This window comes from Rhodohalobacter sp. 614A (assembly GCF_021462415.1).
GTDB lineage: Bacteria > Bacteroidota > Rhodothermia > Balneolales > Balneolaceae > Rhodohalobacter.
In genome coordinates this window covers 725,531-741,322 of the sequence record NZ_JAKEDS010000002.1, presented here as the reverse complement: position 1 = coordinate 741,322, position 15,792 = coordinate 725,531, and the positions used below count along the sequence as shown (strand labels likewise).

Annotated in this window: 15 protein-coding genes and 1 tRNA gene; 5 read left to right on the top strand and 11 right to left on the bottom strand. The window is 40.9% G+C overall.

The annotated features are described in order from the left end of the window. Positions 1-31 precede the first annotated feature (31 nt). The 3 genes from L0B18_RS11925 to L0B18_RS11915 all read left to right on the top strand — a co-directional run bounded on the left by L0B18_RS11925 (position 32) and on the right by L0B18_RS11915 (position 3,778). Positions 32-1,702, top strand: coding sequence for a VWA domain-containing protein (locus L0B18_RS11925; protein ID WP_234572007.1), 1,671 nt, complete (start codon positions 32-34; stop codon positions 1,700-1,702). Positions 1,703-1,713: 11 nt separating this feature from the next. Continuing rightward, positions 1,714-2,673: a hypothetical protein gene (locus L0B18_RS11920; RefSeq protein WP_234572006.1), complete on the top strand. Its 960-nt coding sequence runs from the start codon at positions 1,714-1,716 to the stop codon at positions 2,671-2,673. Positions 2,674-2,767: 94 nt separating this feature from the next. Next, positions 2,768-3,778, top strand: coding sequence for a DUF3500 domain-containing protein (locus L0B18_RS11915; RefSeq protein ID WP_234572005.1), 1,011 nt, complete (start codon positions 2,768-2,770; stop codon positions 3,776-3,778). Between the two features lies 1 nt (position 3,779). Here the strand turns inward: L0B18_RS11915 and L0B18_RS11910 are convergent, their stop codons facing one another. From L0B18_RS11910 to L0B18_RS11880, 7 genes are all read right to left on the bottom strand, one after another. Beyond that, positions 3,780-4,364, bottom strand: a complete 585-nt coding sequence (locus L0B18_RS11910) for a DUF2179 domain-containing protein (RefSeq protein WP_234572004.1) — start codon at positions 4,362-4,364, stop codon at positions 3,780-3,782. Between the two features lie 215 nt (positions 4,365-4,579). Further along, positions 4,580-4,668: transfer RNA gene (locus L0B18_RS11905), tRNA-Ser, on the bottom strand. A 138-nt stretch (positions 4,669-4,806) separates the two neighbouring features. Then, positions 4,807-5,493, bottom strand: a complete 687-nt coding sequence (locus L0B18_RS11900; RefSeq protein WP_234572003.1) for an energy transducer TonB — start codon at positions 5,491-5,493, stop codon at positions 4,807-4,809. 97 nt (positions 5,494-5,590) lie between these two features. Beyond that, positions 5,591-6,511, bottom strand: coding sequence for an N-acetylmuramic acid 6-phosphate etherase (gene murQ, locus L0B18_RS11895; RefSeq protein WP_234572002.1), 921 nt, complete (start codon positions 6,509-6,511; stop codon positions 5,591-5,593). Beyond that, complete coding sequence (accC, locus tag L0B18_RS11890) at positions 6,508-8,007, bottom strand: acetyl-CoA carboxylase biotin carboxylase subunit (protein WP_234572001.1); 1,500 nt, start codon at positions 8,005-8,007, stop codon at positions 6,508-6,510. Before accC ends, murQ begins: the two co-directional genes overlap by 4 nt. A gap of 5 nt (positions 8,008-8,012) precedes the next feature. Further along, on the bottom strand, positions 8,013-8,726 hold the full coding sequence (locus L0B18_RS11885; RefSeq protein ID WP_234572000.1) for an alpha/beta hydrolase-fold protein: 714 nt from the start codon (positions 8,724-8,726) through the stop codon (positions 8,013-8,015). Between the two features lie 104 nt (positions 8,727-8,830). Then, the gene (locus tag L0B18_RS11880; protein WP_234571999.1) at positions 8,831-9,811 is read right to left on the bottom strand and encodes a phytoene/squalene synthase family protein; all 981 of its coding nucleotides are present in this window, start codon (positions 9,809-9,811) and stop codon (positions 8,831-8,833) included. A gap of 162 nt (positions 9,812-9,973) precedes the next feature. Between L0B18_RS11880 and L0B18_RS11875 the strand changes: the two genes are divergently transcribed. Together L0B18_RS11875 and L0B18_RS11870 are read left to right on the top strand one after the other, a co-directional pair. Next, positions 9,974-10,999, top strand: coding sequence for a LacI family DNA-binding transcriptional regulator (locus L0B18_RS11875; RefSeq protein ID WP_234571998.1), 1,026 nt, complete (start codon positions 9,974-9,976; stop codon positions 10,997-10,999). Positions 11,000-11,014: 15 nt separating this feature from the next. After that, positions 11,015-11,965, top strand: coding sequence for a phosphoribosylaminoimidazolesuccinocarboxamide synthase (locus L0B18_RS11870; RefSeq protein WP_234571997.1), 951 nt, complete (start codon positions 11,015-11,017; stop codon positions 11,963-11,965). Between the two features lie 160 nt (positions 11,966-12,125). Here the strand turns inward: L0B18_RS11870 and L0B18_RS11865 are convergent, their stop codons facing one another. The 4 genes from L0B18_RS11865 to trpA all read right to left on the bottom strand — a co-directional run bounded on the left by L0B18_RS11865 (position 12,126) and on the right by trpA (position 15,735). After that, positions 12,126-12,911 carry a methyltransferase domain-containing protein gene (locus L0B18_RS11865; protein ID WP_234571996.1) on the bottom strand — a complete coding sequence of 262 codons (786 nt, stop codon included), beginning with the start codon at positions 12,909-12,911 and terminating at the stop codon, positions 12,126-12,128. A gap of 41 nt (positions 12,912-12,952) precedes the next feature. Next, a complete protein-coding gene (locus L0B18_RS11860) occupies positions 12,953-13,642 on the bottom strand; it encodes an alpha/beta fold hydrolase (RefSeq protein ID WP_234571995.1) in 690 nt (229 codons plus the stop codon). A gap of 151 nt (positions 13,643-13,793) precedes the next feature. After that, positions 13,794-14,903 carry a DUF4837 family protein gene (locus L0B18_RS11855; protein WP_234571994.1) on the bottom strand — a complete coding sequence of 370 codons (1,110 nt, stop codon included), beginning with the start codon at positions 14,901-14,903 and terminating at the stop codon, positions 13,794-13,796. A gap of 13 nt (positions 14,904-14,916) precedes the next feature. Beyond that, positions 14,917-15,735, bottom strand: coding sequence for a tryptophan synthase subunit alpha (gene trpA / locus L0B18_RS11850; protein ID WP_234571993.1), 819 nt, complete (start codon positions 15,733-15,735; stop codon positions 14,917-14,919). Positions 15,736-15,792 lie beyond the last annotated feature (57 nt).

Genomic DNA, 15,792 nt, shown 5'->3' with positions numbered 1-15,792 from the left:
TGTAGATCACCCAAAACCATAGCCAGAAACCATGAGACGATTATTTCTGCTTCTCTGCATGGTATGCTTTGCAGTTCAGGTACATGCACAAGAAACTTCAGCCCCCTCCCCTATTATTTTTATTTATGATGCCAGTGGATCCATGTGGGGCCAAATTGATGGGATTTCTAAAATGGAAATCGCCACTGATGTCCTTTCAACTTCAATAAATAACTTTCCTGAGAATCAAAATGTGGGGCTTTTTGCTTACGGTCACCGGCGGGAAGGAGATTGTCGGGATGTAGAGTTTATGATTGGAATGGATAATAATGACAAAGCTCTTGTAAACAGAACTCTTAACGGCATAAAACCGCTCGGCCGGACTCCTCTCGCCTACTCCGCTACTGAAGTCATTAATACGTTGCGGGAAGCAGATGAAAAGGCTACGGTCATTTTGGTAACGGATGGAATTGAATCCTGCGACGGCAATATCTGCGAAGTCGTGCAGGCTGCCAAAGATGACGGCATTGATTTTAAACTTCACATTATTGGTTTTGGTCTTCAGGGAGAAGAAACTACACAACTGCAATGTGCAGCAAATGCGGGCGGAGGCCAATATTATGATGCTGAAAATGCAGAAACTCTGAGTTCAGTCTTGAATGAAGCAACCGAATCTACCGTAGATGAACCTGAGGGAAATTTTTCTATTTATGCTATTAAAAACAATGAACCTATTGACGCAATTGTTGTTGCCTTCCAGGCGGGAACAAGTACCAAAGTAGAGACGGGCCGTACCTATCGCGACTCAACATTTCTGTTTCTTCCAACAGGCACTTATGATTTGGAAGTCACACCGCTTGAAAATAGTGACGTGAATCCGATAACGATTTACGGAGTTGAAAGTATTGAAGATCAATTCGGCCATCAAACTGTAAGTTTCGATGGCGGAGTGATTCGAGTGATTGCCACCAATAATGGAGAAGGTTGGGATTCTGCTGTTCAAATCTATTCGCAGGATGGCAGTTCTGTTACCCGCGGGAGAACTTATGGTCAGACTGACGATTATGAACTGAACCCGGGCGTATATGATATTGAAGTAAATGCACTTGCTCTTGATGGCTCATCAATATCTCACCGGTTTGAGGATGTCAGTGTTACAGGTGGCGGTATTGTTGAAATTGTGCATGATTTTAAAAGTGGGATAGCAAGTATCGGTGTAAATGGCTCGGATGGTTTGGTGGATGCCATGATTCAGATTTATGATGCTGAGACCGAATCGGCGATAGCCAGCGGAAGATCGTATACATCGGCGAGCAGTAATCCAAAGTCGTTCAGGCTAACACCGGGAATGTATAATGTGGATCTGGAGGCAATCTCAATTAACGGACTTGCGAGAAAACATTCCATTGACGGACTAGTGGTCACGGCAAATGAAACGGTGAAAACTGAACACATTTTTAGAAGTGGAATTGCTATGATTGGTGCTACCAGTTCGGATGGACTTGTTGATGCAATGGTTGACATCAGGGATGCAGAAACGAATACATCCATAGCTGGAGCAAGAACCTATACATCGGATGCCAACAATCCCAGGAAATTCATTTTGAACCCGGGTACCTACCAGGTAACTCTAACCGCACTTGGAACTCACAGTGGGAAAAAAGAAACATTTACCCTGACGGTTGAAGAAGGATCAACAACAGAAAAAATGACCAATTTCTAATTCAGTTGATTATGAAAAAGTTATTCAAACCAGCCTCTCTTCTCCTCTACTTTTTTATGATCATTGTGTTTTTTTTCGCAGGCGTATACTATGCGGGAATTACAGGTGCAGCCGAAGGTCAGGGCCTTGCGGGCGGAGCCATTGTTTTAGGATATGGAGTAATTTCCGCTTTTGTAGCACTGCTCGTATCGTTCATCATTGCTTATTATGCAGAACGTGAACTGATTGTTCGAATTAACCAGGTACTTGGGATAGTTTTTCTCATTTTTATCGCAATCACCGCTTATCGTCTTATCACAAGAGAACGCTCAGAAACAACTTCTGGGCCATCCTCACAACTCACTCCAGGACCTGCCCCAACAGTTGCTACAGGTCCCAAAGTTGATATCCAAATGCCGGATGAAAATTCTGAATTTGGGCTTGGTTTCTTCACACCAGATTTTATCAATCACTCCGTACTTTACTTTTATGGAATGCCAAATTTCGAAAAACCCGTTTCTGATCACACTCCTTCAGATAGCATCACTTTCCAACAGTTGGACGGACATCGTTTCGATATTTCTTATGCTCCTCCGTGGTTGGTTCCTGAGCACCTCAAAATGGATTATGAAATCCTTCACTTTAAGATTAAATCCATCAATCGGGATTTCGTAGAAGTCATTGTCAATAAAACCGATCAAAGAAATGCTTATGTCAATCGACATGCAGGCCAGATTATATATTGGCCGGACTTTTTACTCAATGTTCATTCTGTTGAATTCCCACCCAATCAGCCACAAACCGTACGGATTAAACCTCTTAATTACGCCGGACAGGTGACTACTGATTTTGTCTTTATGAAACCGTTGCGCATCCAGGAAGATTGGATGGAAGTAGAACTCCAGGATCAAAATTTTCAAAAAGTTGGTGATGGATGGATCCAGTGGAGAAATAATCAAGAGTTATTGATTGAGTATTCATTATTGAGTTGATGGGATTTCTCTCATCCAAATTCTCATTGGGCAGTTTGAAGAGATTAGTTTACATTCAAACAGATTGCTTGATGCCATAAACAAAACTCTACCAATGAAATACATCCTGTCTATAATCCTGCTTGCAAGCATTTCATTCACATCATTTCATATCCCGGAAAATGACCCGGCAACTACTTTTCTTAACTCTTTAAATGATGAACAACTTCAGAAAGCCCAAAAACCATTTGACGAGTTGACCCGTCATACATGGCATTTTTTACCGGCAGCTATGTGGCCGCGGCCGGGAATTCCACTCGAAGAGCTTAATCCGAATCAAAAGGATTTATTGTTTGATGTTCTTCAGGAATTTCTAAGCAAAACCGGATATGATAAAACACGTTCCATTATGGAACTTGAAAATGTTCTGGCTGAAATTGAAAACAATCCCGATTTTCGGAACCCGGAATTATACTACACGACGTTTTATGGAGATCCGGCAAATGAAGAAAAGTGGGCTTGGTCATTCGAAGGCCATCATATTTCGCTGAATTTTACAGTTGTTGAGGGAGAAGTTTCATTGGTTCCACGATTTTTAGGTGCACGTCCGTCCGTTATTCCTGAAGGTTCCAGAAAAGGTGAGAAAACAGCTCTGCACAAAGAGGAAGATTATGGAATTGAGCTCATTCAGTCTATGTCTGATGAACAACTGGACAAAGCAATTTTCCTGGAAACAGCATTTTGGGAAATTGTAACTTCCACCTCAACCGAAGTGGGGCCTTTGACTTTTGAAGGCATTATGATGGGAGAATTGAATGAATCTCAACAGAAGATTCTATTGGATCTCATTAATGAATACTTGTCAGCAATGCCGGAGGAACTTGCGCAAAAACGCTATGAAAATCTTAAGAGTGAAGAATTTGAAGAGATTAAGTTTGCATGGGCTGGTGCAACTGAACTTGGCAAACCCCATTATTACCGTGTACAAGGCAAAACTTTTTTAATAGAGTTTGATAATACCCAAGATGATGCCAATCATATTCACACTGTCTGGAGAGATTTTGACGGGGATTTCGGTAAGGATTTACTGCGGGAACACTACAGGAATTCCGATCATCACAATTAGGCTATAGCCCTTTTTTCATCTTTAGCATCCGGGTAAAAACATCCTGTTTATAAGGTTCTGTTTCATCCTCTAACATTGAGACATCTTTCACGTCTTCAACAGAAAAGAACGCAGCCGGTGCATATTCCTTCAGCAGCTCTTCAAGCTTTTGCCAACGTTTTCTTCTTGCAACAGTAAATAGAATTTTTACAGGACCAAATTTACCTTGTCCATCAATCTCAGTCACCCGAAAATCTGCTTCTTGAAGCTTTGAGATAAGAACATCACTATCCTGGGCTACGATTATTCTGAAAATTTGTACGCCAACCTTCATCCGCTCTTCAATAAACATGCCGATGAAAGTTCCCGTGGCAAATCCTCCGGCATATGCTACATAATTTACCCAGTTATCCAGGTTTTGAAAAACCTGTGCAACAATCACAATCCAGATTAAAACCTCTACAAATCCAAGCATGGAAGCTTTTGTACGTAATCCCTTTGACACAAACATGATTCGAAGGGTACCGAGACTCACATCAAGAATTCGGGCAAAGAAGATAAAGAAGGGAACGTAAAAATCAGGTATAACATCTAAAAGAGAAAACAAAACAGGTCTCGTTTATTTAAAAATTTATCTCGCTTGAATATTTAACATCTATATCTCACTGAAATCAAAAATGAATCCCTGGGATTAGATATTTCACCATCCAGTATAGTCGTTTGATCTTACAAAGATAAGCAGAAAACCAATATTTAGCAGTTTTGAATGACTATAAAAAAAGCCGATTATTGTTTTTCAATAACAATAATCGGCTATTTCAGCGGAGAGGGAGGGATTCGAACCCTCGGTACCTCTTTCGAGGTACACACGCTTTCCAGGCGAGCCCATTCGACCACTCTGGCACCTCTCCGAAAAATCGAACTCACTTCGATTTTCACAAAGATTTCAAAGATAGAGGTTTAACGATCTATTATCAATGATGAAGTGAATCAAAAATCTAATGCGTGCTACCAACCCCTGAATTATAACCCCATTCCAGAATTAATCTCTAATAATTAAATCTTTGTCTTGTAAAAGCTTTCACCGGTCTCCCGTTTTGTCTTGCAGGACGAAAACGCCATTGCATAGCCGCTTTTAAAACTGCATCCATCAAACCGTACTGTACAAATTCAAGTTGTTCAAAGCCGCTGCCATCTCTTTCGTAGAGACGAATTTCCATGATACTCACCTCCTCTACTTCCCCCTCTGTGTCTACCAGAAAATTAACGATCATTTCCAATCTGCCCTTGTACTCTTCAGGCACTCCAGCCGGGGTTGTGGCTTCCACAATACGTACAACCGAGGGTGGAATTTCAGGATTTCCCACAATCCGTTCTTCATCTCCACTCATAGCTGTACCCGCACCTTCTTCCGGCATTGGCAGGGTACTCAAATCCACATCTTGCTCGAATTCCAGCTCTTCTTCAATTACTACATCATTTGGAACAGGTACAGGTATTTGTGGCTTTGGTGGAGGTGGCGGAGAAGATGCTTGCCTGGTTACTTCAATTTCTTCAAGTGCTATTACTTCGTCTTGCTGTATTTGATAATCAAGCTCGGGCTCATAAACGGTTTCAGGCCAGAGACGAATCAATAAAATCAGCCCGATCTCCACAAGAACGATGCTGGTCAGAACTAAATTCCGATAGTCCTTGTCCGAAAGCCGCCTGTTTTTTTGATGCTGTTTCTTAGCCACCGCTTATGTTTAGCTTAATTTTGATAAACATTAAATATACATGATTTATGCATAGAACGGTTCCAACGCCAATACATGATAAGAATGGAAAATTTTTTTAACTGTTTTGCAGGGCCCGTCTGATAAAACCGTCGTTCTCTTTTAGTTTCAATTCAGCGGTATTTCTATCCACATTTGTGAGTGCCATCAGTAGTGCTGTTTTTACGTGATTATCGGCTTTGTCAAGTAATTTCGACGCTTCATCGTAATCAACACCTGAGAGACTCATAACGATCCTTTTTGCTCTCTCCTCGAGCTTTTTGTTGGTGAGCTGCAAGTCTACCATCACATTTTCATAGACTTTCCCAAGCCGAATCATTGCCCCGGTAGTGAACATGTTGAGAATCATTTTTTGAGCAGTAGCACTTTTCATTCGGGTACTTCCCATCAGCACTTCCGGGCCGACGGGTACAGCCACAAGGAAATTCACATCTACTTCAACCTGTTCTTCAGAAACTGTAGTTACCATCGCAGTCACGCAGCCAATGGAGTTTGCACGCTTCAATGCCCCATGAACATATGGCGTACGGCCGCTTGCAGCTAAACCGATGACAACATCCTTATCCGTTATATTCAGAGAATCAACTTCATCTTCTCCAATCTTTTCACTGTCTTCGGCTCCCTCCTGGGCCTCAAACATAGCTTTTTCTCCACCGGCTATATATCCCTGAACGGTTTCAGGTTTTGTACCAAAAGTGGGTGGACATTCAGCAGCATCCAATACTCCAAGGCGACCACTGGTACCGGCTCCAAAATAGAGAATGCGTCCACCGATTTTCAGTTTCTCGACAATGGCATCAATAGCATCAGCAATTACATCCAGTTTCTTTTCAACGGCGTTGGCTACTTTCTTGTCTTCTTCGTTGATGATTTGGACAATCGTTCGAGAGTCAGCAAGATCAATCTCACTGCTGTTTGGATTTCGTTGTTCGGTTAGTAGTTTTTCGAGCTGGTTGAATAATTTTGGATTAGATTTCACAGAGTTGCTTTACGGTTTTTCCACCAGATGCTCTCTTCAACAAGATCACCTGAAGGCTTTGAATTTGACTTATGCTGTTGATTTCTCAACCTGAGAACGGAAGATACAATAGCAGCCAGTTTTATGTCAGTGAAATCTGAGATTTTCTCAGGAGTAAAATAATTCGGCACAAAATGTGTGTCGTATTTTCCCTCTCTGAATTTCTCGTGATTCAGAGTATAACTACAAAACGGGATGGTTGTCCGAACACCGGAAATTTCATATTCATCCAAAGCTCTTAACATCCGTTCGATTGCTCTTTCACGATCTTTGGCATATGCACAAAGTTTGGAAATCATTGGATCATAATGGATAGAAACATCCTGTCCCTCCTCAATTCCGGCATCTACACGAATACCCGGTCCGGCCGGAATTCTATGTCTGTGGAGCGTACCTGTACTTGGCAAAAAATTATTGGCGGGATCTTCCGCATAAATCCTGCACTCAATCGCATGCCCGTTTTTCTTAATATCATCTTGTTTGAAAGGGAGTTCCTTCCCTTCTGCCACATCAATTTGAAGGCTGACAAGATCAAGACCGGTTATTAATTCGGTTACCGGGTGTTCTACCTGAAGACGGGTATTCATCTCCAGAAAGTAGAAATGAAGATGTTTATCAACTAAAAATTCTACGGTTCCCGCACCAACATAATTACAGCTTTTTGCAACCGTACAGGCTGCTTTCCCCATGCGTTCACGAAGTTCATCCGTTAGAACGGCCGAAGGAGCTTCTTCAATTACTTTTTGATGACGACGTTGTACTGAACATTCGCGCTCAAACAAGTGAACGACATTTCCGTGTTTATCCGCAAAAATCTGAAACTCGATATGACGCGGTTCTTCAAGATATTTCTCCACGAAAACACGGTCGTCTCCAAATGCGCTTCTGGCTTCAGACCGCGCAGCCTTTACACTATTTTCAAAGTTCTTTTCGTCATGAACAATTCGCATCCCTTTTCCACCGCCGCCTGCAGCAGCTTTTATCAAAACCGGGTAACCAATCTCTTTTGCAATTTTCTTTGCAGCCTCAACGTCATCCATAGCCGATTCAGTTCCGGGCGGAAACGGTACATCCGTCTTTGCCATTAATTCGCGGGCTTTGGTCTTATCCCCCATCATTTCAATAGCATAAGCGGTCGGGCCCATAAAATTGATTCCATTCTCTTCGCAAAGATTTGCAAATTTGGCGTTTTCACTCAAAAAACCATATCCGGGATGAACAGCATCGGCACCAGATTCCTTGCAAACCTCAATCAATTTATCCATTCTTAAATAGCTCTCAGCAGATGCAGCTTCACCAATGTGATACGATTCATCAGCGGCCAACACATGAGGGGCCATTTTATCCGGAGTAGAATACACACTCACCGTTTTAATGCCTCTTTCTTTGCAGGTACGAATAACCCGAACTGCAATTTCTCCCCTATTTGCAATCAAAACTTTCTTTATTGAAGCCATAATATTTAGAACAGGTTATCTTTTAAAATGTACGGAGCTAACGTCCATAGATTTGTGGTTTCTTCATCCCAAACAAAATGTTCATGTTCTATGAACTTTAACCATAATATCTCGCTCATTCTCTTCGTGGCCTCATTCGTCGGATCGTTCTTGTAATTTAACAACCGTATCTCAACAGAGCTAATGTCACGCAGGAGCTTATCATCATGAAGGTTTGGGATAAACTGAACCGGGTTGTTGAAATAAATACTATCGTCAATTTCTCTATCCATGTGAACGGATATATCATAATATCCACTGATTCCAATCACTTTATGAAATTCTTTCGGGTGTTTTAATCCCATAAGAAGCGCGCAGTACGCGCCTATACCAACACCGGCCACCATAATAAATGGATTGGAGTTTTCACGAGCGATAAAAGGCAACAACTCGTCAATAATATATTCCTGGTATTGATTAAATCTCTGGATTCGTGCCAGTGGAGGAATGGATGGATTAACAAAACTCTCTGTTGCAAAAGCGTCCACGCAGAAAAACTGGTTATATCCCTCTTCTATTTGCTGATGGAGAACATCGAATGCACCACAATTTTCCCACTCATTATAAGAACCATATGCTGATGGAAACAAAATGACAGGCGTGCCCTCTTTGCCAAAAATGAGCATCTCCATTTTTTTTCCCAGGCTTGGACTTTTCCAGGATTTGTACGACTTCATCATACAGGCATCAGTTTCATTTCGGGCAATAACTCGCTCTCTTTATTTTAAGATAGTAGAAAAAAAACTGAACTGTAAATGCCTGAGAAAAAGAATTTTAAAAACTTTCAGGCTGTTGAATCGCTGCGCAATTGAAGCATAACTTTTGGAAGAATTGAGAACTTTTCGGTTGAATTGAGGTAAGCTCGTTGATTAAATACCTGGTATTGGTTCTCTTCAATTTTATCCAGAATTCTGCTGTAATTTTCCCTGGCAAGCAGAACGGGCAAGCGGCTGTCTTTTTCAAGCATGGGTATGCCTTTGTCCGCCCGATGATAATACTCTCTGGCCCGCTCAATCTGGAATTTCATCAGCTCCACAAAATTAGCTGATAATTCTCGCTGAAACAGATCTTTCTCGGTCAAACCAAACTGATTTAAATCTTCTTTTGGCAGATAAATTCTGTTTTTGGATAAATCTTCGCCCACATCCCGAAGAATATTTGTAAGCTGCATGGCAATCCCAAGGTCGATGGCATAATCTACAGCCTGTGAATTTTTATAACCAAAAACTTCGGTCGTCATTAATCCTACAACAGATGCCACTTTGTAGCTGTACTCGTAAAGCTCATCGAAATTCTTATACCGGTTTTTAACAAGATCCATTTTTACGCCATCCAACAACGTAAGTGGATATTCCAGTGAAATTTGATATCGATTGAGAACATCCGCAAAAGCAATCAATACACTGTTTTTCTGTTCCATTCCCCGATAGGCACTAATAAGTTGTACCCGAAATTTTTCCAGACTGTCTATGATCTGTTTTTTACTTCTCTTATTTTGATAAATCATCGCCGGACTTTCATCAACAATATCATCCAAGGTTCGGCAGAGTCCGTAAATTGCAAAGATACTTCTCTGTTTGTGATACGGCAGAAACCGCGTAGCCATATAAAATGTTTTAGCATGTTTACGGGTAATACTTCTGCAATGTGAATAAGCAAACCTCAATTTCGTATCTTCTATTTCTGAAATAACCGCTTTATGAAAGCTGGTCTTCTCATAAATAGGCCGAAGTACCAAGTAGGGAATTTTAATGAGATCAGTCATAAGCGCAAGTGATTTATCTTAGTAATGCCAACTAACTCATGAAAAGTTCCTTCGAATTAATAATTACATTAAATATCATTTTTTTCTTTTATTTTAAACTTGAATCAAATGCGTCTCATTTTCCGATAAGTGCGTATTCTATCTTGAATGAATTGGGGAAACATGAAATCAAAAAATAAAAAGATCACCATCTACCAGGTTGCACAAAGAGCCGGGGTTGCAATATCTACGGTATCAAGAGTTTTGAATAATTCTCCGAATGTCTCTGAAAAAACAAAGGAAAAAGTCAATGATGCCATCCGGGAACTGAACTTCCGGCCACAGGTAAGTGCACGGAAACTTGCAAGCCGTGAGCCACAGATGCTGGCAATTGCCGTTCCTTCTTTTACCACTCCCTATTATAATGAGGTTCTGAAAGGAGTAAAAGATGAAATCCAGGATATGGACCTGGATATTGTTATTTATAATACGGGCTCCAAGAATCCTAAAGAAGGTGTAGAGAATTTCTTTGACCGAGGAACAGCGGATGCCGTTATTACAATCAGTATTGATATTACGGAAACGGTACATCATCAACTTCAATCATCTGAAATTCCAATTGTTTTGATTGGCAGTTCTCACCCCGATTATAATTATTTCGAGCTAAATAATCGTAAGGGTGGTTTTTTGGCGGGAGAACACCTGATTAAACAAGGATTTGAACGCCTTGGAATGATCCGTCCATTCAAAAATACAAGTTCATCCCAGGAACGGGAAGCAGGGTTTCTTGAGGCACTCAAAGAGTTTAAAATGCCTATTGAAAAGAAATTGTTCGTATCCGGCGACACCACAAAACATGCAGGCTATACCGAAGAAGCCGGATTTGAAGCCATTTACAAATATGATCAAATGGGAGATTTCCCCGATGCCATTTTCTGCTCTAACGATACTCAGGCAATTGGCGCTTATCACGCGTTGACCAAGCTTGGCATGAGAATCCCGGAAGATATCGCCATTATGGGATACGATAATATCAAGTTTACCAAGTATCTGGATCTTACCACTATCGACCAAAAAATGTACTCGGTTGGTGTAACTGCTACTCGCCGGCTTGCAGAGATTATCCGGCATGATCCAAAAGAAAAAATACAAACCGTGCTTGATCCTATTCTTGTACCAAGAAACTCATCAAAGAATGTAAAAGCCTGATTTATAGAATTCTTTATGAACCAGCAGGAAGCACTCATTAATTGTATCGTATCCACAGACGCAACAACAGCAGGCGAGCCATACCGAGGAAAAGTACGGGATGTGTATCCGCTTGGCAGCGATAAACTAGGCATTGTAGTTTCTGACCGAATATCCGCGTTCGATCACATCATGAAACAGGCAATACCATTTAAGGGGCAAATCCTAAACCAGTTGTCTGCTTTTGGGTTTTCTAAAGTGGAAGAAATTATGCCCACCCATGTGGTAGATGTCCCTCACCCCAATGTGATGATTGCAAAAAAATGTGACCCCATTCCGGTTGAGGTGGTTGTCAGAGGTTACCTGACCGGACATGCCTGGAGAGTTTATAAATCCGGCAAGCGAGAGTTATGCGGGGTACCTCTTCCTCCCGGATTGCGGGAACATGAAAGGTTTCCGGAGCCGATACTGACTCCTGCCACCAAAGCAACCGAAGGACATGATGAAGACATTTCTGAACAAGAGATTCTTAACCGGGGAATTGTGGAACCTGAGCTTTGGAAGGAGATTCGCGAAAAAGCTTTTAAACTTTTTAAAAAAGGCACAGAAATAGCTGCCGACCAAGGACTTATTCTTGTAGATACAAAATACGAAATGGGTCTTCATAACGGGCAACTTACTTTAATTGATGAGGTCCACACATCAGATTCATCCCGTTATTTTTACCAGGAAGGATACAAAAAAAGACTGGAAGCCGGTCAGCCCCAAAAACAGCTTTCTAAAGAATTTCTTCGGGAATGGTTAATGGATAAAGGATTCCAGGGCAAAGAAGGCCAAACCCTGCCCGATCTTCCCGATACGTTTCGGTGGAGCATTTACCAACGCTATGCCGAACTTTATGAAACGTTAACCGGGCAAAAATTTAACCCGGTAATTGTTGAAAGTATTGATAAGGAATTAGATAGAATTTTCCAGGATTATCTGTAATTAACGAATCAATACTTTCTTAATTAAGAGACCAAGAGAACTCAGAAAAATTTCAGCCAATCTCCAAGGGAAAGTTATATCTATTCTTAATCGTCTTTCAGCATTTCTGGAGTAAGAGACGATATCAAATTTACCTATGAGTAAATCATATAACAGAACGCTATGGTTCTAAATCTCTTTTTACTGCTATAAAAGCTGTATGATATTGAACTCTAATGCGAGCGTGCTCTTTTTCAAGCCAATAGTTATTCAATAATTTCAACTGTTTAACAGACAGTTGTTTATCTGCCAGGTTTGTGGAGGTACCCGTATTCTTCAGATGCCTGAAAAAATCAAAAACATTCTTAAACGAATCAATCATATCATCTTCATAATAATCTACCTGGGCAGGCCCCATGGATAGTTCAATGACAACCTGCTCCAGATCCGGCAGCGTATTTCCGGTAAACGGTATTCCCAAATCGAGACAATATTTCCTCCAATTCGAAAACGATTCTTTGACTGGAAATGAGATCAGCATCAATCCACCGGGCTTTAGTGATGAAGCAAGTTTGGAGAGACTTTTTGAAGGATGATTAAACCAATGGGCCGCATAACTCCCGGCAATCAACGCATGTTTTTTTTCCTCGAAGACATCACTCTCGGCATCTATGGTTTTAAATTCAACAGAATCTGATGGACCGAATTTCTCCCTGCAAAACTGAACCATCTTATCACATAAATCAGATACAACAATGTTCCTACCGGGATACATGCGAATCAAATGCTTAGTAAAAAATCCGGTACCGGATCCAATTTCCAGAATGGGTCCATCGGGAATGGATTGTTGCCAGGGTTCAAGAGCCTTGGCCATCCGATCGGCAACATCCTTCTGAATAGTGGCATTTTTATCGTAATAAGAAACTGACCTGGAGAAATTGTTTTTAATCTCAAGTTTCTTATCCATAAAGGAGACCATAGTTTTAAATCAAATTGTTAAAGAATCGATTATTTGAACTTGAAGAGAGAGTTTAATATTTCGAATACTTTGGAACTGTGGGTGAATTGTAAGGCGTGACCGCCTTTTTTTATTTCAAAATACTGGCTCCGTAAGCGTAGCTTTTTGTACATATCCCGCGCAAGTTCATTGTTCACAATTTGATCTTCAGCTCCATGAATAATGGTAATATCCCTCATATCAAATAATACCGCATTTTCGCGATTGTCCTGATCTAAATCACTTAAATCCGATAATAACAGATCGTGGTTCAGGTGACCCGGAACATTCAATCCAGCCTTATCCGGATAAAATGCGTTTTCATAATACTTCTGAAGAACTGTTGTGGGATCATCTACAAATTGAGTCAGCATTCTTCTGAGAACAAGTTTGGACCGTTTGTACGCTTTTCTTTCCACCGGATGAAAATTTAAATAACTCCCGATTAACACGATATGATCAGCCTCTTCAAGAATTTTCCGGTCGCACCAATGCAAACCATACGAATGCAAAAACAGGAATTTCTCAGGTTCAGATTTTAAATCATCATTCCAGGAAGGTTTATCTGGATGGGAAAAATAACCGCGATCAGCACATTCAAAGTGAACATGTGGATCCAGTTTTTTTTTCAGTCCGTCCCAGATGGAAGAATCAAATCCCCAGCCATGATACGCGATAATTTGAACATTCTTCTCACTCATCCTTGAACTGTATTCAATAGTTTATCGCAATCTTATTTTTGATGAGCCGATGTGAGTGGTATTCTTAATCTGAATTTTTAACCGGAATTGTAGAGTAATACTGCGATATTTTTGAAATCTTGCGAGAAGTTACTCGTCAGGATTTTTTCGTTTACTCACTCATCAAATTTGTTAAAGGTTCCGGCTCATTGGTCCAGGTTGAATCAGATTCAAAGGTACGACCCATTGTCCGAAATTGGCGCACAAATCGACGTTTAGCAACGCTGGGAGCAAATTGTCCGTACTCAATCATAAATAATCGTTCCGTTTTAGGATCGTAGTACGTGAAGTTCACAAATGGCCCTCCCATAAAATCATTAGTCATACGCCAGGTTCCCAGAGTTTCATAGCCAATGATGTGATCATCGCGCTCCATTTGCTGTGTAATCACGTTTCTGGGTTGTCGGTATTCTGTGGTTACATATGAGCCTTCCCGTGTGCCCTGTACATATTTTTGAAGCAGTGAATCTCGTGTGGCATTGATCCATTCTTTATTGAGGAAGCCGATCCCATCAACGTCATCCTTCCACCATGCCATCATCCAGCGATCGTTTTCCGGCAGAGACCGTCTGAAAACAAGTACATTTGTTGTATCAACAGTCTGTATATAATCATGCTGCATGCGTACTTTCCAGCCATATTCAGTCCAGAGCGAATCGTTTAAAGCCAACTGTTCACCACGCCGGTAAATCTCGTATTCCCTTCGTTCAAATTCCCGCTCCATCAAATGATTGACAAGTGATTGCTCGGAGTTTCGAATTTTCTCGGCCAATGAAGAATCTGAAGTAGATGTTAACAATATCACCCACTGATCGCGAACCCAGCGGTCTTCCAGAGGAAAGGCGAAACTCTCTCCGGCTTTAACCCTCTCTTCAACGTCATCACTTAAAAGCGCACGTATTAATTCAGCAACGTTATTATCTCCATTAATGGGAGCCGCAAAAATAATATTTTTTAAATCACGAATGGTTTCCAGCTCTTCGTTCGAATTAAAATCTCTGAAAATCAGGTTATAGGTCGGCTCATAACCCGGAAGAGTTTCAATCCCTTTACCGTAAGTCTCTTCTATAGCAAGAGCGGTTTTACTATTCCAGTCGGTTGAATCCATCACCACGTATACATCGTCAATACTTCCAATCGATTGTGGCCTGTAATCACCTTCACAGGCGACAAAAATTAAAATTCCTAAAACCGAAATACCCAATAAAAATTTATTCATCATAACTCAGAATACTTTACGCTTGGTTGTTTCCATATTTTAATTCTTTAACAAAGGAGAGAACATGATTCTTCCATCCCTGTTTGGGATACTCACTTCTGATGGCATCAATAAGGGCGCTTCCTACTATAAAACCATCCACTTCTTTAGATATTATTTGAGCATCCTGAAAATTTTTGATTCCGAATCCCACAAGCTTAGGATTTTTACGAACATTTGTTTTGACTCTGTCGATAAATCTCTCAACAGATTTTGCCACCTCATCTCCTTCCCTGGCCCCTGTTACCCCGGTAACAGACACACAGTATACAAAACCTTTGCTGTGCTCATCAACCACTTTCATGCGTTCATCCGATGAATTCGGAGCCACCAGATAGACAAGGTCAAGATTATGATTCTCGGCTTTTTCAGAAATAATGGTTGATTCCTCAACCGGTGCATCAGGAATAATCAAACCATCTACACCACTACTTTCGGCTTCTTTACAAAATCGATCAATGCCGTATTTCATGATTGGGTTGATGTATCCCATAAGGATCAATGGAATTTCGGATGATTTACGGATCTCTCGAACCATTACAAAAATTCCATCCATCGTTATTCCATTCTCTATTGCAATATTGCTGGCGTACTGGATGGTAGGGCCATCTGCAAGCGGATCGCTAAAAGGCATCCCAAGCTCTATCAGATCAGCACCGTTTTTTTCAAATCCGAGAATCAAATCAACCGTTGATTCTAAATCGGGATAACCTGCAGAAATAAAGAGCGACATGATTTTTTCATCGTCAGACTTATTTTCAAACAGGGATTGAATACGGGATTTTTGTGCGATCATTTTTTAAATGTCTAAAAATATTTTCAATCTAAACTATCAATCGGTAAAGATGGGTAA